Annotated in this window: 16 protein-coding genes and 1 pseudogene; 11 read left to right on the top strand and 6 right to left on the bottom strand. The window is 68.4% G+C overall.

The window, feature by feature from the left end:
* Window positions 1–2: 2 nt before the first annotated feature.
* Window positions 3–1,220 (bottom strand): acetyl-CoA acetyltransferase, encoded by a 1,218-nt coding sequence (locus tag Q7X29_RS15000; protein ID WP_316575362.1) that lies wholly within the window; start codon window positions 1,218–1,220, stop codon window positions 3–5.
* Between the two features lie 101 nt (window positions 1,221–1,321).
* On the opposite strand from Q7X29_RS15000, the gene Q7X29_RS15005 reads away from it, so the two are divergent.
* The 5 genes and pseudogenes from Q7X29_RS15005 to Q7X29_RS15025 all read left to right on the top strand — a co-directional run bounded on the left by Q7X29_RS15005 (window position 1,322) and on the right by Q7X29_RS15025 (window position 6,489).
* Window positions 1,322–2,512, top strand: coding sequence for a thiolase family protein (locus tag Q7X29_RS15005; protein ID WP_316574451.1), 1,191 nt, complete (start codon window positions 1,322–1,324; stop codon window positions 2,510–2,512).
* Between the two features lie 54 nt (window positions 2,513–2,566).
* Complete coding sequence (locus Q7X29_RS15010) at window positions 2,567–4,318, top strand: class I adenylate-forming enzyme family protein (RefSeq protein ID WP_316574452.1); 1,752 nt, start codon at window positions 2,567–2,569, stop codon at window positions 4,316–4,318.
* Between the two features lie 341 nt (window positions 4,319–4,659).
* Window positions 4,660–4,950: a spore germination protein GerW family protein gene (locus Q7X29_RS15015; RefSeq protein WP_255587939.1), complete on the top strand. Its 291-nt coding sequence runs from the start codon at window positions 4,660–4,662 to the stop codon at window positions 4,948–4,950.
* Between the two features lie 110 nt (window positions 4,951–5,060).
* Window positions 5,061–5,723 (top strand): annotated as a pseudogene (locus Q7X29_RS15020) (DUF4389 domain-containing protein); the annotation flags it as partial.
* Between the two features lie 505 nt (window positions 5,724–6,228).
* The gene (locus Q7X29_RS15025) at window positions 6,229–6,489 is read left to right on the top strand and encodes a DUF1918 domain-containing protein (RefSeq protein WP_218719018.1); all 261 of its coding nucleotides are present in this window, start codon (window positions 6,229–6,231) and stop codon (window positions 6,487–6,489) included.
* A 255-nt stretch (window positions 6,490–6,744) separates the two neighbouring features.
* On the opposite strand, the gene Q7X29_RS15030 is transcribed toward Q7X29_RS15025, so the two are convergent.
* The 3 genes from Q7X29_RS15030 to Q7X29_RS15040 all read right to left on the bottom strand — a co-directional run bounded on the left by Q7X29_RS15030 (window position 6,745) and on the right by Q7X29_RS15040 (window position 13,554).
* Complete coding sequence (locus Q7X29_RS15030; protein ID WP_316574453.1) at window positions 6,745–8,784, bottom strand: erythromycin esterase family protein; 2,040 nt, start codon at window positions 8,782–8,784, stop codon at window positions 6,745–6,747.
* 538 nt (window positions 8,785–9,322) lie between these two features.
* Window positions 9,323–10,243 (bottom strand): NADP-dependent oxidoreductase, encoded by a 921-nt coding sequence (locus Q7X29_RS15035; protein WP_316574454.1) that lies wholly within the window; start codon window positions 10,241–10,243, stop codon window positions 9,323–9,325.
* A 47-nt stretch (window positions 10,244–10,290) separates the two neighbouring features.
* On the bottom strand, window positions 10,291–13,554 hold the full coding sequence (locus Q7X29_RS15040) for a BTAD domain-containing putative transcriptional regulator (protein WP_316574455.1): 3,264 nt from the start codon (window positions 13,552–13,554) through the stop codon (window positions 10,291–10,293).
* Between the two features lie 114 nt (window positions 13,555–13,668).
* Between Q7X29_RS15040 and Q7X29_RS15045 the strand changes: the two genes are divergently transcribed.
* Together Q7X29_RS15045 and Q7X29_RS15050 are read left to right on the top strand one after the other, a co-directional pair.
* Complete coding sequence (locus tag Q7X29_RS15045) at window positions 13,669–14,310, top strand: hemerythrin domain-containing protein (protein ID WP_316574456.1); 642 nt, start codon at window positions 13,669–13,671, stop codon at window positions 14,308–14,310.
* 92 nt (window positions 14,311–14,402) lie between these two features.
* Window positions 14,403–14,780, top strand: coding sequence for a DUF4267 domain-containing protein (locus Q7X29_RS15050; RefSeq protein WP_316574457.1), 378 nt, complete (start codon window positions 14,403–14,405; stop codon window positions 14,778–14,780).
* A gap of 103 nt (window positions 14,781–14,883) precedes the next feature.
* Here Q7X29_RS15050 and Q7X29_RS15055 read toward each other — a convergent pair whose 3' ends face one another.
* Both Q7X29_RS15055 and Q7X29_RS15060 read right to left on the bottom strand, forming a co-directional pair.
* On the bottom strand, window positions 14,884–15,702 hold the full coding sequence (locus Q7X29_RS15055) for an alpha/beta hydrolase (RefSeq protein WP_316574458.1): 819 nt from the start codon (window positions 15,700–15,702) through the stop codon (window positions 14,884–14,886).
* A 70-nt stretch (window positions 15,703–15,772) separates the two neighbouring features.
* Window positions 15,773–16,429 (bottom strand): hypothetical protein, encoded by a 657-nt coding sequence (locus Q7X29_RS15060; protein WP_316574459.1) that lies wholly within the window; start codon window positions 16,427–16,429, stop codon window positions 15,773–15,775.
* 153 nt (window positions 16,430–16,582) lie between these two features.
* On the opposite strand from Q7X29_RS15060, the gene Q7X29_RS15065 reads away from it, so the two are divergent.
* Genes Q7X29_RS15065 through Q7X29_RS15080 form a run of 4 tightly spaced genes read left to right on the top strand, consistent with a single transcriptional unit; the run spans window position 16,583 to window position 19,741 of the window.
* Window positions 16,583–17,188 carry a PadR family transcriptional regulator gene (locus tag Q7X29_RS15065; protein WP_218719026.1) on the top strand — a complete coding sequence of 202 codons (606 nt, stop codon included), beginning with the start codon at window positions 16,583–16,585 and terminating at the stop codon, window positions 17,186–17,188.
* A 30-nt stretch (window positions 17,189–17,218) separates the two neighbouring features.
* Window positions 17,219–17,926 carry a hypothetical protein gene (locus tag Q7X29_RS15070; RefSeq protein ID WP_218719027.1) on the top strand — a complete coding sequence of 236 codons (708 nt, stop codon included), beginning with the start codon at window positions 17,219–17,221 and terminating at the stop codon, window positions 17,924–17,926.
* 1 nt (window position 17,927) lies between these two features.
* Window positions 17,928–18,689 (top strand): hypothetical protein, encoded by a 762-nt coding sequence (locus tag Q7X29_RS15075; RefSeq protein WP_255587934.1) that lies wholly within the window; start codon window positions 17,928–17,930, stop codon window positions 18,687–18,689.
* A gap of 56 nt (window positions 18,690–18,745) precedes the next feature.
* Window positions 18,746–19,741 (top strand): extracellular catalytic domain type 1 short-chain-length polyhydroxyalkanoate depolymerase, encoded by a 996-nt coding sequence (locus Q7X29_RS15080; RefSeq protein ID WP_449411948.1) that lies wholly within the window; start codon window positions 18,746–18,748, stop codon window positions 19,739–19,741.
* Window positions 19,742–19,773: the final 32 nt, after the last annotated feature.

Consider the following 19,773-nt stretch of genomic DNA (forward strand, 5'->3'; position numbering starts at 1 on the left):
GATCAGTGCCCGACGACGAAACTGGCTGTCGTCGAGGTGCTTCCGCCGAAGTTCAACATCGCGGCCCGGCGCGCGCCTTCGACCTGGTACGCGTCCGCTCGGCCCGTCACCTGGCGGTGGCAGTCCAGCAGCATCCGCACACCGGTTGCGCCGACCGGATGCCCGACGCCGAGGAGGCCGCCACTGGGATTCACCGGGATCCGGCCACCGATCTCGAGGTCGCCCGCTTCCACGGCGCGCCAGCTCTCCCCGGGCGGTGTGATCCCGAAGTGGTCGACGGCGAGGTACTCGCTCATGGTGAAGCAGTCGTGCGTCTCGATGAGGTCGAGGTCGTCTACGCCGGCGATCCCGGCGCGGGCGAACGCGTCGCCGATCGTGTCGCGCACGTGCGGGAAGACGAACGTGTCCTCGGCGCTGCGCGAGAGCTTCTCCGCGAGGGACAGCCCTACGGTCCGGTGCCCCCAGCCGAGGATGCTCGACTGCCGTGCCGCGTCCCGCCGCACGGCCGGGTGGTCGGAGCGGACCAGGACGACGCCGGCGGCGCCGTCGGTGAGCGGCCCGCAGTCCGCCTTGCGCAGGCGGCCCTCGACGGGCGGATTGGCCATCGGGTCGGCGCTGAACGACGCCGCGGTCCGGTCCCAATCCCGGGTCTGTGCCAGGGGGTTGCGGCCGGCGTTGCGCGCGTTCAGTTCCGCGATGGCCCACAGGTGTTCGTCGGCGAGACCGTAGCGTCGGTCGTACTCGTCGGCGATCTTGTCGAACATATACGGCCACATGAACTTTGCGTCCGTGCCCTCGCGGCCCGCCCAGGCCGCGGTGCCCATGTGCCGGGCGCCGAGGTCGCCCGGCACGGTCTTCTCGAGTTCGGCTCCGACCACCAGGGCGCAGTCGTAGCGGCCGGACTCGATGTCGGCCATGGCGGCGAGCACCGCGAGCGATCCCGATGCGCAGGCACCCTCATGCCGGGTGGCGGGCACACCCCACAGGTCCGGGACCACCGAGGGTGGCATCGCACCCAGGTGCCCCTGACCGGTGAACAGCTGGCCGAAGGCGTTGCCGACGTGGACGACGCCGATGTCGCCGACATCCAGCCCGGAGTCGGCGAGGGTGCCCTCGACGACCTCGCGCATCAGGTCGGACACATCGAGGCCTTCCCGGGTGAGGTTTCGTGCGAAATCTGTTTGGTAGCCGCCGATTATTCGAATCGTGTCAGTACGCATGTACGCCGCTCTCTGCTGAAGGTCTTGCGGTTCCGTGATGGTCAGACTACAACTAACAGAGTGATGCAAGCCACTCAACTGTCGAGAAGGCGGGGGACGCCATGACGCGGGCATTGGTCTACGACGCGGTCCGGCTGCCCCGCGGGCGGGTGCGCCGCAGCGGCGGCACCCTCGCGCAGATTCCGCCGCACGCGCTGTTCGCCCAGCTCCTCACCGCACTCGAGCAGCGCGGTCTGGCCGCCGCGGGCGTCGACGAGATCGTGTTGGGGATCAGCACGGTCACCGGGGAGCAAGGGGGAAACCTGGCCAGGGCAGCGGCTCTCTCCGCCGGGTGGCCCGACGCCGTGGGCGGCATGGTGGTGTCCCGGCTCTGCTGTTCGGGCATCGAAGCGATCGGCACCGCCGCCGCGAAAGTGACTGCGGGACAAGTCGATGTCGTGGTCGCCGGTGGTGTCGAATCGATGTCGCGGGTACCGATGCTCTCCGACACACCCGCGATCGCCACCGACCACGAGCTGGGCGAGCGCACTGGATTCGTGACCATCGGGGTCTCTGCCGACGCGACGGCCGTCGCGCACGGGTTCACCCGCATCGAGCTGGACGAGTTCGCGGCGCGGTCGCATCGGCGAGCGGCCGCCGCGCCGCCGTCGGATGCGGTGGTGGCGGTGAAATGCTCGGGCGAGGTGATCCTCGCGGTCGACGAGGGCGCCCGCCCGGACGTCACCGCCCAGCAGTTCGCGGCGCTCCCGGCCCTCTTCGACGACGACCTGGCGTGGGAACGCGTGCGCCGACGGCTCCCGGAGCTGACCCGGCCCCGGAGTGGCCTGCACTCGATCGCGACGGCCCCGCAGCTCGCCGACGGCGCGTCCGCTGCCGTGATCGCCGGTCCCGACGCGGCGAACGGCCGGCTGCGCGGGCGGGCACCGGTCGCCGAGATCGTCGCCGTCACGCACCGGTCGGTCCGCTCGCCGCTGCTGAGCGCACCGGTCGACGCGGCGCGAGACGCACTGCGCCGTGCGGGGATCGGGGCCGGCGACCTCGACATCGTCGAGGCCAACGAGTCCTTCGCCGTCAGCCCGCTGCTGCTGATCCGCGAACTCGGCCTCGACCCCGACCGGGTCAACCCCACGGGCGGCGCCCACGCCGTCGGCCACCCGCTGGGCGCTACCGGCGGCAACCTCCTCGTCTCGGCCCTCGACGGGCTCCGCCGCGTCGACGGCGAACACGCCCTGGTCACGATTCCGGCCGCGCTGGGCCTCGGCTCCGCGCTGGTCCTGCGCCGGTTGAGCTGAGTCCCTTCCTCGCTTCGTCCCCTCTCGACACCCGTCCTTCTCCAGGAGATAGCCATGTCCGAACCATTCACCGCGCCCGGGAATGCCGACCCGAATCAGCGCCGGGTTGTGCTCTGCCACCCGGAAGAGAAGATCCGTGACTACGTTGCCAAGGGGTGGTGGCGGGAGACCACCCTGCTGGACGCCTTCGACGGCTGGGTCCACGCCCGACCCGACCACGACGCCGTGTCCGATCCGGCGAACCTGACGGACCTGGCGGGCATCGAGGCCGAGACACTCACGTGGAAGGCGATGGCCGACCGCGTCGAACGACTCGCGGCCAGGTACCACGAGAGCGGGATCCGGCAGGGCGACGTGGTCGTGGTCCAGGTGCCCAACTCGGTGGCACTGGTCGCGACGTACCTCGCGCTGTGGCGCCTGGGCGCGGTCGTCAGCCCCGTACCGGTCGCGTACCGGCAGCACGAGTTGTCGAACATCTGCCGTGCCACCGAGGCCAGGGCGGTCGTGACGGTGTCACGCCTGCTCGGACGCGACATGACCGCCGAGGCGCTCGCGCTCGCCGAACCGGCTGACGGGATCGAGAGCGTGTTCGTGTTCGGTCCCGATCCGGACCCACGCGCGGTGTCGATGGACTCGTCGGCGTCGTCTGCCGCCACCGAGCAAGCGCGGCGTTACGTCGACGGCCTGGTCCGCACGATCGGCGACCGGATCACGATTTGCTGGACCAGCGGGACCGAGGCCGCTCCCAAAGGTGTCCCGCGCTGTCACGCCGACTGGTTCGCGAGCGCGCAGGCGGCTCAGGACGGGCTCGAGACCGACGAGTCGTCGGTCATCCTCAACCCGTTTCCCATGGTGAACATGGCGGGATTCGCGGCGGCGTTCCTGCCCTGGCTGGTCGGCGGCGGGCACCTGGTCCAGCACCAGCCGCTGGACCTCGCGGTGTTCCTGGCGCAGATCGCCCGCCACCGCGTCACACACACCTCGATGCCGCCGGCGATCCTGGCGATGCTGCTCCAGCAGGACGCGCTCCGGGAATCGGTGGACCTGTCGTCGCTGCAGCGGGTCGGCTCGGGCGGCGCACCGTTGCCGCCCAGTGTGGTTCGTCGGTGGCAGGACGAATTCGGAATCGAGGTCCTCAACTTCTTCGGCTCCAACGAGGGGGTGTGCCTGCTCGGCGCGCCCGCCGACATCCCGGATCCGGCCGTCCGCGCCCTGCACCTGCCGAACTACGGTGCCCCGGACCGGGAATGGGCGACGCGCGTCGCGAAGATGACGTCGGTACGTCTGGTCGACCCGGTGACCGGCGCCGACGTCCACGCTGTCGGTGAGCGGGGCGAGTTGCGTCTGAAAGGACCCAGCGTCTTCGGCGGCTACCTCGAGGGCACCGCGGCGTCCAGCCCGTTCGACGACCAGGGCTATCTGTGCAGCGGGGATGTGTTCGAACTCGGCGGCGAGCGCGGCGAATACCTGATCTTCGTCGACCGGATCAAAGAGATCATCATCCGCGGCGGTATGAACATTGCGCCCGCCGAGATCGAGGGCCTGCTGATGGAGCATCCCGGGGTGGGCGATGTCGCGGTGATCGGCTACCCCGACGACGTGTTCGGGGAGAAGTGTTGTGCCGTGGTAGTTCCGGCTCCGGGAGCCTCGGTCGAACTCGCCGACCTCGTGAACCATCTACGGGATCGTCAGGTCGCGTCCTTCAAGCTGCCCGAACGGCTCGAAATCGTCGATACCATTCCCCGCAACCCGGTCGGCAAGATCATGCGCCGGACCATCCGTGACGCTCTGACACCCCCCGTCTAGATTCTGTCGGTCGGCTCACCCGATCGAATTCGAGTGCTCGGGCACGTGCTCGCACAGGTCCGAAGGGCGACCGAACCGAACCCACAACGATCGACGCTCCAGCACCGGCGTCGGTCGCTCTGCCAGGTAACGACGAACGGCACCCGGGTCGGGGTCGGTGGTCCCTGGTGGCCGTCGCCCGACGGGTGGTCGAATCGAAAGGTCCGTTCGACAACAAGGCGCGGACACCGATCGGACCGACCCGTGCGGTTCGGCGTGGCGCCGAATGTCGACATACAGACCGCGTAGGCGAGGAGAGCCCTGTGAGAATCGATGAAGTAGTCGAAAGCGTCAAGGAATCGATGTCGGTCGAGCGTGTGTACGCGCCGCCGATCGAACGTGACGGAACAACGGTGATCGGCGTCGCCACGATCTCCGGCGGTGCCGGCGGAGGCGGCGGGTCGGGCCCGGATGGCGAGAAGGGCTCCGGCGCCGGCTTCGGGATCGGGGCAAAGCCGGTCGGTGCCTTCGTCATCCGAGACGGCCGGGTGCGGTGGCAGCCGACGGTCGATGCGAATCGGTTGATCGTCGTTGCCGGGATAGTAGCCCTGGCCGCGCTCGCCGTCGGCGCGCGCTACGCGAACAGACGATAACCGAGGTCCGAACTCACCATCGGCGTCGTCGAACGTGACGCCGCCGAACAACTGGTCCGGCGCGGTGCCGTGTTTCGGTATCGAGATTCGAGGAGGTCGTGATGGAAGCTCCCGATAGCCCCTATCCGGTGCGATTGCGGGGGGATTTGGACGAGCCGCTGTCGCGGTGGCTGTGGCTGGTCAAATGGGTCCTGGTGATTCCACATGTCGTCGTCTTGTTCTTTCTGTGGGTCGCGTTCTTCTTGCTCACAGTGGTGGCCGGGGTCGCGATTCTCTTCACCGGCCGGTACCCGAGAGCGATCTTCGACTTCAATGTCGGGGTCGTCCGGTGGTCGTGGCGGGTCCAGTTCTATTCCTGTGCGGCGCTGGGAACTGATCGGTATCCGCCGTTCACGCTGCGCTCGACCGACTATCCGGCCGACTTCCAGGTCACGTATCCGGAGCGCCTGTCCCGGACGTCGGTGTTGTTCAAATGGTGGCTGCTGGCGATCCCGCACTACGCGATCGCGTTGGCGATGACCGGCGGCAGCGTCGGATTCGGTGGTGAAACCGGTGCCACCACTATCCCGCTGCTCGGGGTCCTGGTCGTGATCGCGGCGGTGATCCTGCTGTTCACCGCGCAGTATCCGCGTCGGCTTTTCGACTTCGTGCTCGGTATCAACCGATGGCTGTACCGGGTCGTCGCGTACGCGGGGCTGATGCGAGACGAGTATCCACCGTTCCGGCTCGACCAGGGCCCACGCGAGCCAGGCACTCCGGATCCCCTCGTGTAGCCGACGGTGCGATCCGCGCCGCCGGTCGGGAACAGCGTCGCAGCGGTGATTCGGGTCAGCCGTACACCTGCGAGGTCTGGACGTCCGCCCCGGATGACGACGGCGTCGATCCTGCTGTGCGGTTCGGCGGCAGCCCACAGCGTTACCGGGGCGTCGGAGCCGGGCCCGGGCCGACGTAGCCGGCAGGGAGATCGTGGCGGAGCCGTTGTCCACAGCCAACGCCGAGCGTCGGTCGATCTGCTGCCGAGAAGGCGGACGTCGACCTCGATCCGCGGGGGATAGCGAATAGTGCCACAGGTCGCCGGCCCAGGGGACGGTCGGCCCTAGGGCTGGTTCACCCCATTTTGATGGGATCGAGGAGTCCGAGAATGCAGCACAGGAGTTGAGCACTGTGCGTCGCCCCGGGCGCCAGGACGTGTTCGATCGCGGGACCGACGGCACGGTCACAGCGAGCGAGGAGCTCGGGCAATGAGCGACGACAAGGAAATCGGCGAGGAGGAATGTCATGCATGCGAAACCAGGCGACTGGCTCGTCATCGAGGGACATACCGTCGGCGGCGCCGTCCGGCGGGGCCTGATCGAGGAAGTCCGCTCGGCAGACGGGTCTCCACCCTATCTGGTGCACTGGACCGATGATGGTCATCGGGCGCTGACCTTTCCCGGGCCGGACGCCTATGTGCTCACCGGGGCCGAGCTACGGGCGCGGGAGGAGGTCGCGACAGCGAGGTTCTCCTCGATGCAGCATCAGCCCGGTCATCCGGTCTGAGCGGCGTGCGACGTCAACCCCCGAACGTGCTCGAGGCGCAACCGCGGTTGCCCTGCGTCGACAGGATGCGGCTGTCCGGCTCAGCCGCGTGGCGACGCGTGCCGACCGGGTGCTGGTCACCGTGTCGAAGCCGCTTCGGCTCTTGGCCGATCAGCCGTCCTCGGTCGGGTTCCCGGGGAATCGACCGCCGATCGGAGCCTTCTCGGTGTTCCGGTACAGGTGCGTGGCGAGCGCCGTGCAAGACATCCGGTCACATCACAAACCTGTCGGATAGGTTTCCGGTGTTCTCTGCGCGCTCCAGATGCTGGTGGGTTCGAGCGGCTGCAGCGCGGTCGTGCGATCGATGTGGATCAGCGCGTCGAACTGGTCGGCGGCACGAGTGTGGAAGTAGTGACTCTGTCTCTCGGTGCCCGGCCGGTAGACGACGCCGATCGCTCGTTGCAGCCGTGGCTGACCCAGTGTGTCCGCGGCGGCGTCGCCGGTGTCCAGACGAACCAGGAATTCACCGATGCCGGCATCGTGCAGCAGAGTTTCCATGCTGGACGGTAGTGCCGGGCGAACGGTTTCGTGGACCGCGGTCCCACCCCACTCCTGTGCCGCGGTGACGGATCCGTAGTACGTGCTCGAGCCGATCGCTCGGCAGTGCGCGCCGTGACGTTGCCGCATCAGCTGTCCGAGAGTGATCTGGCCCTCCGCTCCGAACTCGGTGGCCCGAGCGTCGCCGACATGTGAATTATGTGCCCAGACAACAATTCTCGGGGCTCGAGTGACGCCGGTTGGGCGCTGACCGCGGCTCAGGTGCTCGCGCAGTGCGTCGAGAGTGTCGGCCATGTGTTCGTCACGCAGATTCCAGGAAGCGGTGTGATCGCCGAACATCGTGCGGTAGTAGAGCTCGGCGTCACGGACCGACCACGCGTTGCGCAGGGCGTCGAAGAGCTCTTCGGCGGCGTCGGTGCCGGTGCTGAATTCGGCCAGCGACTTGCGTTGCATCTCGACCAATTGCGTGACGGCCTGGTCTTCGCAGGTCTTGCCCGCACCGAATGCCGCACCGTAGCCGTAGGCCTGCCCGTCGCCGGAGTCGGCTTCGCCGAAACAGCCGTATCGGGTCTTGGCGCGCTGAGCGGCTGCACGGTCTGTCCGCTCCAGGTAGCGCACGACCTCGTTCATCGATCGATGCAGGCTGTAGAGGTCCAGGCCATAGAATCCGGTGGTGCGCTCGTCGTTCCGCACCTGTTCGTCGTTGTGGTCACGCAACCAGTCGACGAAATCGCGGACCACGGTATTGCGCCACATCCAGGCCGGAAATCGCTCGAACCCACGGAGCGCTTCTTCCGCGGTGGTGTCGCTGCCACGGGCGTGCACATAGCGGTTGACGCGCGCGGCGTCGGGCCAGTCTCCTTCGATCGCGACCGCGTCGAAGCCTCTGTGCTGGATCAGCCATTTCGTCATTTCGGCACGCGCGGAATAGAACTCGTGTGTCCCGTGGGTGCTTTCGCCGATCAGGACGATGCTCGCGGTGCCGATCAGATCGTCGAAGTGCTCCAAAGGCGGAATCCCGTCGGGCGCGTGGATCGCGCACGCGCGGATCGCCTGCACCGGGTCGGGAGCTGAACTCGGTGATCCGGTGGTGGGTGTGTTCAGCAGGGTGTGCACCTGCTCGTCGGTCACCTGGGTGAAGTCCCAGTAGGAGGCGCCGACAGCGCGGAACGGTGAAGGTATCGTCGCGCACACCACTTCGTCGACCATCGCGGCGAGTTCACGACATGTCGATTCCGGTGCCGCGGGCACGGCGACGACGATACGAAGCGGTTCCTGGGCTCGGATCGCCTCGATCGCCGCGAACATGCTCGAGCCGGTGGCCAGGCCGTCGTCGACGAGGATGACCGTTCGTCCGGCGACATCGAGGGGGCCACGGCTGCCGCGGTAGGCAGCTTCTCGGCGCGCGAGTTCGGCTGCCTCGTCCTCTGCCACCGCACGTATCTGGTCGGAGGTCAGACGCAGCGCCCGGACGACATCGTCGGCGAGGACGATGCGGCCACCTGTGGCCAGGGCGCCGAAGGCGAACTCCGGGTTGTCGGGTACTCCCAGCTTGCGCACCACGAGAGCGTCCAGCGGCGCGCCCAGGGCGGCGGCCACTTCCCACGCCACCGGGATTCCGCCGCGCGGTAGCCCGAGCACGATCACCTCCCCGTGACCTCGGTAGTGGCCGAGTAGTTCCGCCATGGCCTGGCCGGCCTCACGACGATCACGGAAGATCCGACGAGCGGAATCCTCGCGCAACTTGATGGGGTTCATCGCTGCCTCGATTCGATGGGGAGCACCGTCGACTCGGCGTCAGGGCTTCCTGGCGGAAAGGTAGGTGGTGACGATGACCATGGCGGCGAAGATCGCGGCGATGATCACCGCGGCGACTGTCCAACTCATGACGGCTCCTTATCGATGGTTTCGAGGTCGCCGGCAGGGGCGGCCGGGCTACCGGTTGTGCGTGGATCCGTCAGGTCGGTCCGATTTCGGCGGATACGCGCTGGATAGCTTGCTTCTGAGTCTCGATGTCGCACCGGTTCGTCGATACAGCACTTCGTCCCCTTGTGGGAGGCCATAGGTCGGCCTCGGGTCCGATGCTGGTCGCAGACGCCGCCGACGAACGCCCGCAGCCACCGGGGCAGACGGGCGGCGATCCAGCCGCGGCGATCACGGGGGTTGCAGGTTCAGCGGGCCAATATGCCCATGCAGATCCACCCACCCGTCAGCGGGTGGGTGGATCTGACTTCCATCAAGTGTCCGACTAGCGCTCTTTCGGGTGTAGGGGTCGCTTGCCTGTGCGCGGGAGGGATCAGGGGCGGAGCACGTAGCGCCCGCGCGTCCCGCCTTTGGCCATGGCGCGGTGGGCTTCGGCGGCCTCGGTCAAAGGCAGGACCGCGTGAACCCGGGCGGGCAGGCCGCCGCCGGCGGCGCGGGCGAGCAGCTTTTCCAAGCACGGGCCGTCCGAGTGCACCATCAGAATGTTCACCGTGATCCCGCGCTCGGCCGTGGGCGTCAGGTTCGGTCGGACGCCGACGAAGGATCCGCCGTCGCGGACCGGGTTCAAGCTCCATGCCTGCTGCGATGTGGTGTCGACGACGGCGTCCCAGCCGGGTTCGGCTTCGGTACGGAAGTCGGCGCCGAGACCGCGCACGAACGGTTCGTCTTCGGCGCGGGCCAGTCCGGTCACCTGCCAGCCGCGGTCGGGTGCCAGCGCGGCCACGTTCGCGCCGATCGCCCCGGCCGCGCCCGTCACCAGCAATCGGTTGCCCTCGGCGGGTGCATCGCCGAGCAGATCCACGATCTGTGCCGCACTCAATCCACTGAGCGGCACAGTCGATGCCGCGACCAGGTCGAGTCCGTCGGGAACCACGGCGAGATCAGTGGCCGGGACGACGAGTTGTTCCGCGTAGGTGCCGAAGTCGCGGTCGAAACCGAGCACGACGCCGGCCACCCGGGTACCGACGGCCAGTTCCACGCCCGCGCCGGTGGCGACGACGGTGCCGGCGAAGTCCCAGCCGAGGCCGGTGTGGGAGGGCTGGTTGATCATGCCCATCTGGTGGAAGAATCCGCCCGTGACGCCGAGGTCGGTGGGATTGACCGGCGCGGCCGCGACCGCGATACGGACCTCTCCGGGGCCGGGCTCGGTGACCGGCAAGTCGATGATCTCGATCGAGTCGGGTCCGTTCGGGGTACGGACGACCGCGGCCCGGAAGGTGTGCGGGTTGTGCATGTTTCGTGCCTCCATCAGTTCGGTTCTGATGGGCTCGACACTGCGCCTCAGGTTTTGGAAGGAACTTGGAGCGGACTTGGAACGCGATCGGCGCGAGCAGTTGCTTCCGCGGCCCAGCCGGAGGCGTTCCACCTGTCGGCGATGGCGGCGGCCCGGGCGAAATGCGCTGCGGCCTCCTCGGCGCGGCCCAGGTACAGAGCGAGTTCGCCGAGCGTGTGGGCGACCGGGCGCAGGGCAAGGGAGACGCTCTCCGCGCCCGCCGGGGGACCTTCTCGATGCGGAAGCAGGTCCGCGTAGCTCTGTGCGGCGACGTCGCGGTCGTTCGTGGCGACGGCCGCCAGCGCACGCAGGCTGGTCAGGAAGGTGAAGAAGAAGTCGCGCCGGATCGGGGCGGGTTCGGTGCGGACCCGATCCGCTTCATCGCCGCGTCCCGCGGCGTGGAGGGCGAGGGTCAGCAGGTCGGCGGCTATCGGGCCGAGCGCCGCGTGCAGCGCGCGCACGTCGTCCACGTGGTCGCCCAGTGTGCCGTCGTTGATCCAGATCGCCGCCTGCGGGAGCCGCAGGAAACCCGCGGCATGCACCGATCCGGCGCGTTCCATGCGTTCGGTGGCCTCGTGGTAGAGCCGCGCGGCATCGGCGAAGCGGCCTTCGATGAGCACCAGTGTCGCCAGCGCGATCTCGGCCGCGCCGATCGCTTCCGGCATCCGGTATGTGCGGGCGAGGTCGAGCGCCTCCTCGGTCACGCGCCGCATGGTCGCGGGGTCGTTGGCGGCGGCCGCGTTCGCGGCCTGCTCGAGCAAACCGGTCACCCGGTAGACGGGCAGGTCGTGCTCGACGCTGATCTCCACCAGCTCACGCGAATACTCTTCCCGCCCGGACTCGCGGGCGACGAGCAGCAGCGCCGCGGCCCGCAGGCGCGGAGAGGGGGCGAGGTCGAGCGCTTCCCGCGCCGCCGCCATAACCGTCGGATCGTTCTCGCCCACCAACTCGTGGGCGTAGGCGATGAGGAGGTGGGACCGGGTGCCGGAGTCGAGATCGTGCCGTTCGAGCAGATGGCGGAGACGGTCGACGATGGGCTTGTCGACGGTGCCGTAGGCGCGGGCCTGCCAGGGGGTGGGTTCGGTCCAGGCGGTGAACGCGGCGATCATCAGGTCCTCGCGGCCGAGCGACTCGGCGTACTCCACGGCCTGTTCACGAGTACGTCGGGCCGCGTCGAAGGCTCCGGCTCTGACCTGCGCGCGCAGCAGCCTGCCGAGCAGATCGACCCGCTCGTCCGGATCGCTGGAGTTGGCGACGGCGTCGCCGAGGAGTGCGGCCGCCACATCGTGAGCGTATCGGGCCTCGGCGAGCTCGGCGGCCCGCGCGCAATAACCTGCGGCCTTCGGCGATCCCGCTCGTGCGTAGTGGTGGGCCAGCGCGGCGAAATCACCGGAGTCCTCCAGCGCTACGGCGATGCGGGCGTGCATTCGGGTGACCCGCAGCCGGCTGACATCGGTCAGGAGCGTGTCCCGGACCAGTGCGTGCACGAATCGGACCCGCCCGGGCCCGGGCTCGTCGAGCAATCCGGCGATGACGCCGGCATCGAGCGCGTCCAGCACGCCGTCCTCGTCGGTATCGGCGGCCCGCACGAGCACATCCACCGAGCTTTCCCGGCCCGCCACCGCCGCCAGCCGCAGGACGGACACACTGCTCTCGGGCAGCCGGGCGAACCGGCGCCGCAGTACGTCGCGGACACCCTCCGGAACCTCGGAAAGTGCGGTCAGCACGCCCTCACAGTTCAGCAGCCGCGCGGTCTCCCGCACATAGAACGGGTTGCCGCCGGTCCGCTCGGCGATACCGGCCACGGTCGCGTCGTCTGCTTCGCATTCGGAGCGGACCAGGTCGGTGACGGCGTCGCGATCGAGACCGGGCAGCTCCAGCCGCAGGGGCGCGGTGCGGGCGAGGGCCGCGAGTGTCGCGGCCAGGCGCTCGCTTTCGTCCGCACGGTATGCCGCGACGATCAGGAGGGGGTGCCGTGTGTCGACACCGGCGAGCAGTTCCAGGGTGGCGGCGTCCGCACAGTGCAGGTCGTCCAGCATGACGGCGACGGGGCGGTACGCCGCGATCGCCGACAGCCATGCCCACACGGCTTGCCGCAACCGGAAACGGCCGGCTGCCGCGTCCCCGGTGACGGTCACCGACTCCGACAACAACGGCGCCAGGTCGTCGGCGAACTCGCCCGGCGGAACGCTTCCGGCGACAGTCCGCAGCACCTCGACCCACGCCCAGGCGGGCGGCGCACTGTCGAGGTCGGGACAGCGCCCGGCGGCCACCAGCCAGCCCTCCCGTGCCAGCCGCACGCCGAGGCATTCGAGCAGCTTCGATTTGCCGAGCCCGGCCTCGCCGGTGACGAGCGCGACACGCACGCCCGCGTGACCGGTGTCCCTGGCGGTATCCATCAGCGCCGCCAGCTCGCTCTCCCTGCCGACGAACGGTACCGTGCAAGGCTTTTCGACGGGAGGCGGCACGATCACCGCGGCGCGGGGCTCGTCCGTCGCAGGCGCGACGGCCGTGCGGAGGAAGTCCGTGCGCTGGGTGAGGATCGCCTCTTCCAGCTCCACCAGATCCGGTCCGGGATCCAGGCCCAGTTCTTCGGCGAAGTGGGCACGGGCACGGCGGAGCGCGCCGAGGGAGTCGGCCTGTCGGCCGCTGCTCCACAGCGCGAGCGCGTGCAGGCGCCAGCCTTCCTCGCGCAGCGGATGGTCGCGGGTGAATGTCTCCGTGTCCGGCACGACCGCCGTCGGGTCGCCGAGGCGCAGGCCTGCCGCGATATGCAGTTCCCGGGCGACCAGGCGTAGCTCCTCGAGTCGCGCGATCTCGGCGGTGACCCACTGCTCGTCGGCGACCTCGGCGAAGGCGGACCCCTGCCACAGCGCCAGCGCCTCGGTCAGCCGGATCCGGGCTGCCCGTGGATCGGGCAGCGTGCGGGCCTCGTCGAGCAGTTCCTCGAAACGCCAGGCGTCCACCGCTTCTCGCGGCAGCCGCAAGGCGTAGCCGGGCGCCGCGCTCACCAGCACGCGGGCCGGCGCTCGCGGCGGGCGGCCGGGTTCGAGCAGACGGCGCAGGTTGGACACGTACGCCTGCAATGACGCCAGGGCGCGCGACGGCGGTTCACCGCGCCACAGGTCCTCGATCAATCGATCGACTGGTACCACCTGCCCGCGAGCGGCTATCAGCAGCGCCAGTACGCCGCGCTGCCGAGGCCCGCCGAGCGGAATGGACTCGCCGCCGCTCTCGGCAGCAAACGAACCCAGCACCCGCACAAAGACCATGACGCGTCACATCATACGCACGCCGAGGTCCGAGCGTTCCAAGTCGGTTCCCAGTCCGTTCCAAACGCCCGAGCGCAGGCTCGAGGCATTCGAAACACTTGGAGGACACGAACAATGAGCATCGACACCCAGGATATGAAAATCGTGCACCGCGCATTCCGTCGCGAATCCCGAATGCTGATCGACCTCGTCGCAGCGGTAACTCCGGGTGACACCGCGCGGGCCGCGCTCATCGCCGCTCATTTCCGCGACTACCGACTCGGATTGAAGAACCACCACGAGGGCGAGGACGAACTGCTGTGGCCGCCACTGCTGTCCCGGGTCGACCCGGGAGCGGAAGTCATCCTGCGCATGCGCGCCCAGCACGAGCGCGTCGACATCGGTCTGACCAAACTGGACGTTGCGGTCCCGGCGTGGGAGGCCACGGCCGGCGCCGATGAACGCGACACCCTCGTAGCGCTGCTCGTCGACCACCGGGCGGTCCTGGTCGAACATCTCGACGATGAAGAGGCGGCGCTGTTGCCGCTCGCGGCCGTGCACATCACGGGGCGGGAGTGGGCTGCCCTGGGCGAGCACATGGTGGCCCACACGCCCAAGCTCACCTTGCTCACGCTCCTCGGACTGGTCCTGGAGGACGCCGACCGAACCGAACGCGCCACGTTGCTCGGGGGCCTCCCCGCACCGGTCCGCGCCATTTGGCACGTCATCGGCCGTCCCCGCTACGCCCGTCACATCCGCCGCGTCCGCGCGGCCTGATCGCTGTCCTCCGCGAGGACGGGTGGCGCGGCCGTCCCTTCCTGTCTTCGTTTTCCAATTTCGGAATTATCTATCGTGCAGAGGAATTCATCATGCTTTCGATCGTCGGCAACTCTTTGGCCGCTGTCATCGCCCTCGCCGTCTTCGTCATGGGCACCAGCTTCTTCTGGGCGCCACAGGGTGCGGCCGGCTTCGGCATTCCGAACTCGCCGATCCAAGACACCGCCTTCCGCGCCTGGCTGCGCGTCAAGGGTGTCCGTGACATGGCCTGCGGGGTGGCCATTCTCGTCGTCCTCGCCGCCGGTACCACCACGCTGCTCGGCGGGCTTATTCTCGTCCTCGCGCTCATTCCGGTCGGGGACGCGATGATCGTGCTGCTCAGTAGAGGCTCGAAGTCCGCCGCTTACGGCGTCCACGCCACCACCGCGGCCGTGATGCTGACGACCGCCGCACTGCTGCTGACTGCCTGAACCCGCCCACTCGACCATTGAGGACCACGCGGTATGTGCGGCAGAACAGCGGGTTTCTGTCGCCGCCGTGATCCGCAGGTATTCGCTGGGCCTTCTCGGGTCTCTAGGAATGGAGACGTTCCGAGAGAAAGTCCAGTGTCGGGCCGATCGCGGTGTCGGCGTAGGCCACCGCGTGGCCGCGTCCAGGGATGGTCTGGGTGTGCACGGTGACGCCGTCGGCGCGGAGGCGATCGGCGAAGCTCGTCATCTGGGTGAGCGGAATCAGCTCGTGACTCGAGTTGAAGAGCATCATCGGCGGGTTCGATGATGCCGTGTGTAGCGCCGGTGATGCCGCGGCCGCTTGCTCGGCGCAACTGGGAGTGGCCGGTAGGCAGCCGAGGAAGACCAGCGCCGCCACTGACGCCAGCATCGCGTCCGACGTTCCCGCGCGACCGGTGAGGTCATAGGGCCCTGACCATCCGACCACCGCAGCCAACGGCGCCTTATCGGCTGTCACCGCCTGCATGAGCAGGTGGGCACCGGCCGAGGTTCCGAGACCGCCGAGACGCTCGGGGTCCAGTGCGTAGTCGGCGGCGTGGCTACGCGCGAATTCTATGGCTGCCTCGACATCGTGGTACTGCCGCGGATTGCGCGGTGCGTCCAGCCGGTAGTCGATGTTGAATACGACGAAACCGCGATGTGCTGCCGCCCGCGCCTCGCTGTCGAGTAGTTCGCGGTTGCCTCGGACCCACGCGCCGCCGTGGACCAGAATCAGACCGGGGTGGCGTGCCCCATGGCCGTCCGAAGCGGGCCGGTAGACCGTCATCGGCTGCTCGCCCTGGCTGGTGGGGTAAGCGGATTCTTCGATCTGGATGGGCGCTGCGTCCGATCGCGCGACGGTGGGAACCCCGGTGGCTGCGGCGAGTGCGGCGGCAGCGGCCATACACCACCGCAGAGTGGGCTTGTGCACTGTCAACTCCTGACTCGAGGGATGCGCAGATTGTTCACGCGGATCAGCGCAGCAGGGCGAGTCGGCTGACGAGGTCGTTGGGCCGGTATACTGAGGCGCTCCGGGTCCATGCCTGCCCCGACTCCGGATCGTAGGTGCTGGGCATGGTCACCCCCGCCGGGGCGAACGCGTGGAAGCCCTGCTTGATGGTGGTGTGGGTGGCGCGCCACTGATGGTCGGCGAAGGCGACCACCGCCACGGCGTCCGACTTCGCCGACGGTCCACGCAGCTCCGCGACCTTGGCGGCCACCCCTTCGGTCGACAGATATACCAGCGTGCCGTCCGTGGCGCGCACCGGATCGATGGAGACCACATCGGTGAGGTGGTAGCGGGACACGAGCACCTCGGCGATTTCGGTTTGGGCATACACCGGGATGTCGCGATCACCGCGGGCGGCGACGACCGCCGCGGCGAGCTCCTCGTTGACCGGTCCCGGCGCGCCGACCTCGCGCGCCGGGTCCAAGCCCGCCGGAATCCGGTTGCCGAAGCTGTAGGCGAGCACGATCGTGGCCGACTCTGCTGGACCGGCGGGGGCGGTCCACAGATCGAGCGTCGACTGATCGAAAGCCGGGACAGGGAAGTCGGCGGCGGCGGGAGCGTAGGTGAACAGTGCGGAGACCGCGGCGATGCTCACGGCCGCCGCGGCGCGATTCCAACTCATGGCGGCGGACTCTAACAGCAATCACGGCCGCGCGCATACGCTACCCACGTCCGGTGCATATGTTCGTAGGAACATAGACGCGATGAAGAGCGTCCGGTAGGTCAACTTGGTAAGCAGTCAAAACTTAGTTCTTGACACGGACTGCCTGTCGATGTGATCGTGTTCATACATTCGAAGGAACATAGGAGTCCGATGCAGCTCGACTATGTGATCCTCGGCTTGCTCTCGGTGCGGCGCCTGACCGGCTACGACCTGCGGCTGTGGATGACAGGCTCCGGCCGCTACCTCGGTTATGGGGTCCAACTGCCTCAGATCTACCGGCGCCTAGCGCAATTGGTCGATCGCGGTCTGGTGGGTTTCGAGATCGACGCACGCGAAGGGCGGCCGGACGCGAAGGTTTACTCCATGACCGAGGCGGGCCGAGCCGCGCTGCTGGAATGGGCACGCTCCCCGTACGAGCCGTCACCGCGGCCGATGGACCCGGAGTTCAACCTGCGCTTCGTGTTCGCCGGGCAGTTGGATCGGGAGATCGCGATCGACATCGTCCGCACCGAACTGGCCTACCGGATCGAGCACGACGCCACCTCGCCCGCCGCGCCGCTCCCGGAAATCTACGACCCGCAAATCCCTGAGCTGGACCCGAACTGGGCCCGGGAAATCCATACGTTGGCCCACGAGAACGGTTACGCGTACGCGCGGTCCTACATCACCTGGCTCCAGCTCACCCTCGCCCGCCTCGAAGCGGGCCGTCCGGACTGACGTCCACGCCTTGTGAAATGAGAAGAAAACATGAGTAAGTACAGTGCGATTTCGGCAGCCGTCATCGCCGCGATCGCCTCCGTCTCGACTGCCTCGAATGCTGCGGCGGCACCGGAGACGACGTCACCGGTGACCTACCATGCGTCCGTGGTCGGCGGTTCCGTAATAACGACCCTCGAGAACGGAACCTTCACTCTCGCGCCGGATTCGCGAACGGTGACGATTCGGGACACCGCGGCGCGAGATCTCGAATCGCTACCGCTGGCCGCCACCGTCGACGGTGCGCATCTCCCGATTCGGCCGTACATCTCCGCCGACGGCCGCCAGCTCACCCTGGTCCCGGACACCACGGCCCTGCTGCCGCACCCGGCTCAGCCGATCGCGTCGCCGATCGAGAACCAGCTGGCCATGAACGACCTCATCAACTCGGTGAGTATCGGCACCTCGGTCGGCTCGCTGATCGGTACCGCGATCGGCGCGGTCATCGGCATCGGCGCCGGGTTCGCCCTCGCCGGCGCCTCCTGCCTGGCTTTGAGTATCGGTTGCGTGGTAGCCGCGCTGCCGATCATCACGCTCGTCGGTGGCGTCGGCGCCCTGGCCGGTGTCGTGCTGGGCGGCGGTTCCACCGCCGCGTTCGCGCTCTACGAATATCTCACCACCCTCAACGCGGCGCCCGGCACGAGCAAGTACGGCGAGTACGCGCAGGGCAAGCCCAGCACCGCACCCGAGGTTCGCTGATATGGCATCTCGCACGATCGGCATGGGATCGTCCGCCGGCGCGATGGCAGTCCTTCTCGCCGCAGCCGCGATCGCGGCGGCACCGGCCTCGGCCGAGTCGGGCGCGGCAGCACAGTTCGAATCGGCGGTGGTCGGCGGCGCCGTGGTCACCACCCTGACCAGCGGTGGATTCGCCGTCGCCGCCGACGGTCTGACGATCGAGATCCGCGATGACGGCGGTACCCGAATCGATGTGCTGCCGTTGGCTTTCGAGCTCGAGGGCCAACGGCACCGCATCACCCAGCACATCTCCGATGCCGGGCGCACGCTGACGTTGACGCCGGACACCGCCGGTATCAGCTCCATTGCCTCGCCGATGGAGGAGCAGCTCGCGCTCAACGAACTCGCCGGAAACCTCACCCGGGGAACCGTCGTCGGCACCCTGGTCGGCACGGTGGTCGGGGCGCTCGTCGGCGCGGTGATCGGACTGGGTTCCTGTCTGATCGTCGGACCGGCCTGCCTGGCCACCACACCGGCCGCGATCGCCGCGTTCGCCGGCGCGGGCGGGCTCGCCGGAACGCTGCTCGCCGGTGCGGCGACGCTGGTCGATGGTGTATGGAAATACCTGCGCACCAGACAATCCGAGCCCGGACAAAGCCCGTTCGCGAACCAGGACGGCGTGCTCGATCCGCAGGGAACCGGGGTGCCGGATGCCAACCTGCGGTTGCCGAGCGGATCGGCCAACGGACTCAAGACCGGCTCCTCGAGCGGATCGTCCCGGTGATCCCGACAGGCGTTTCCACGATTGTCCGATCCGCGATCGCCGCAGTACTGGCCACCGTGTTCGGCCTGAGCCAATCCGCCGCAGCGGCACCGCCCGCAGACCGCACCGACACCGGCAGCTACACCGCGGGCGGGCTGACCTACGACTACCGCAGCTTCGTGCCCGGCGCACTACCGGAGGCCCCGGCCCTGCTCGTCATGGTCCATGGCTGCAACACCACCGCCGAGCAACAGCAGCAGGCAAGTCAGCTCGACCCGATAGCCCGGCGTGCGGGTTTCGTCGTCCTCTACGTCGACGGCAGCCCGCTCAACGAACTCCAAGGGCGCTGCTGGTCGGGGCTGGCGGCACCGGGAAACGAATCGCGAACCTCGGGCGACGCGGCCGCGATCGCGGGTATGACCCGGCTCGTCGCCGACCGCTACCACGTCGATTCTCGGCGGATCTATGCGCTCGGAATGTCCTCGGGCGCATTCCAAACGGCAATGCTCGGCGGTCTTTTCCCGGACCTGTATGCCGCGATCGGCCTGCATTCGGGCGGTCCGTTCGGTCATGGCGTGCCGGGATGTGTCGGCACCTACCTGCCGATCGCCGCACCGGAAGCGCTGGCGGCGCGAGCATTTTCCGCTCAAGGCGAGCATCGCCGGGTGCTGCCGGTCATCGCCTTCCACGGCGACGCCGACAAGACCGTGCCCTACGAGTGCGGGCAAGAGGCGGTCGAGCAGTGGCGACTGACCAACAACACGACCCTTGCCGCCCAAGGTGTTCCGGAACCGATTCCCGCCACACCGTCCAACATCGGTGAGGGTGTCGCGCAGGTTGCCCAGGGCCACCGCTTCACGGTCCGAACATGGGAGCTCCCGAACTCGCCGTGCCCCGTGCTGCAATCCTGGACCGTCCACGGCGAAGGCCATTTCTGGTCCGGTGGCTCTCCTGATGCGCGCTCGGCGCAGTTCACCGACCCTCGTGGCCCCAACGCCTCGGAATTGGTGTGGGAGTTCTTCTCCCGCATCGATCGGACCGAGAACGGTTACCACTGCCGCCGATCCGCATAAGCGCCGGCTCGACCTTTCCGAGAATTCTGGAA

This window comes from Nocardia canadensis (assembly GCF_032656385.1).
In the GTDB taxonomy this organism is placed as follows: domain Bacteria; phylum Actinomycetota; class Actinomycetes; order Mycobacteriales; family Mycobacteriaceae; genus Nocardia; species Nocardia canadensis.

Bases quoted from the DNA above. Each gene is read 5' to 3' on its own strand.
- Q7X29_RS15010 (WP_316574452.1), top strand. From the start codon at position 2,567: ATGTCCGAACCATTCACCGCGCCCGGGAATGCCGACCCGAATCAGCGC.
- Q7X29_RS15075 (WP_255587934.1), top strand. From the start codon at position 17,928: ATGGCATCTCGCACGATCGGCATGGGATCGTCCGCCGGCGCGATGGCA.
- Q7X29_RS15050 (WP_316574457.1), top strand. From the start codon at position 14,403: ATGCTTTCGATCGTCGGCAACTCTTTGGCCGCTGTCATCGCCCTCGCC.
- Q7X29_RS15025 (WP_218719018.1), top strand. From the start codon at position 6,229: ATGCATGCGAAACCAGGCGACTGGCTCGTCATCGAGGGACATACCGTC.
- Q7X29_RS15030 (WP_316574453.1), bottom strand. From the start codon at position 8,784: ATGAACCCCATCAAGTTGCGCGAGGATTCCGCTCGTCGGATCTTCCGT.
- Q7X29_RS15015 (WP_255587939.1), top strand. From the start codon at position 4,660: ATGTCGGTCGAGCGTGTGTACGCGCCGCCGATCGAACGTGACGGAACA.
- Q7X29_RS15060 (WP_316574459.1), bottom strand. From the start codon at position 16,429: ATGAGTTGGAATCGCGCCGCGGCGGCCGTGAGCATCGCCGCGGTCTCC.
- Q7X29_RS15045 (WP_316574456.1), top strand. From the start codon at position 13,669: ATGAGCATCGACACCCAGGATATGAAAATCGTGCACCGCGCATTCCGT.
- Q7X29_RS15000 (WP_316575362.1), bottom strand. From the start codon at position 1,220: ATGCGTACTGACACGATTCGAATAATCGGCGGCTACCAAACAGATTTC.
- Q7X29_RS15035 (WP_316574454.1), bottom strand. From the start codon at position 10,243: ATGCACAACCCGCACACCTTCCGGGCCGCGGTCGTCCGTACCCCGAAC.
- Q7X29_RS15055 (WP_316574458.1), bottom strand. From the start codon at position 15,702: ATGGCCGCTGCCGCCGCACTCGCCGCAGCCACCGGGGTTCCCACCGTC.
- Q7X29_RS15005 (WP_316574451.1), top strand. From the start codon at position 1,322: ATGACGCGGGCATTGGTCTACGACGCGGTCCGGCTGCCCCGCGGGCGG.
- Q7X29_RS15040 (WP_316574455.1), bottom strand. From the start codon at position 13,554: ATGGTCTTTGTGCGGGTGCTGGGTTCGTTTGCTGCCGAGAGCGGCGGC.
- Q7X29_RS15070 (WP_218719027.1), top strand. From the start codon at position 17,219: ATGAGTAAGTACAGTGCGATTTCGGCAGCCGTCATCGCCGCGATCGCC.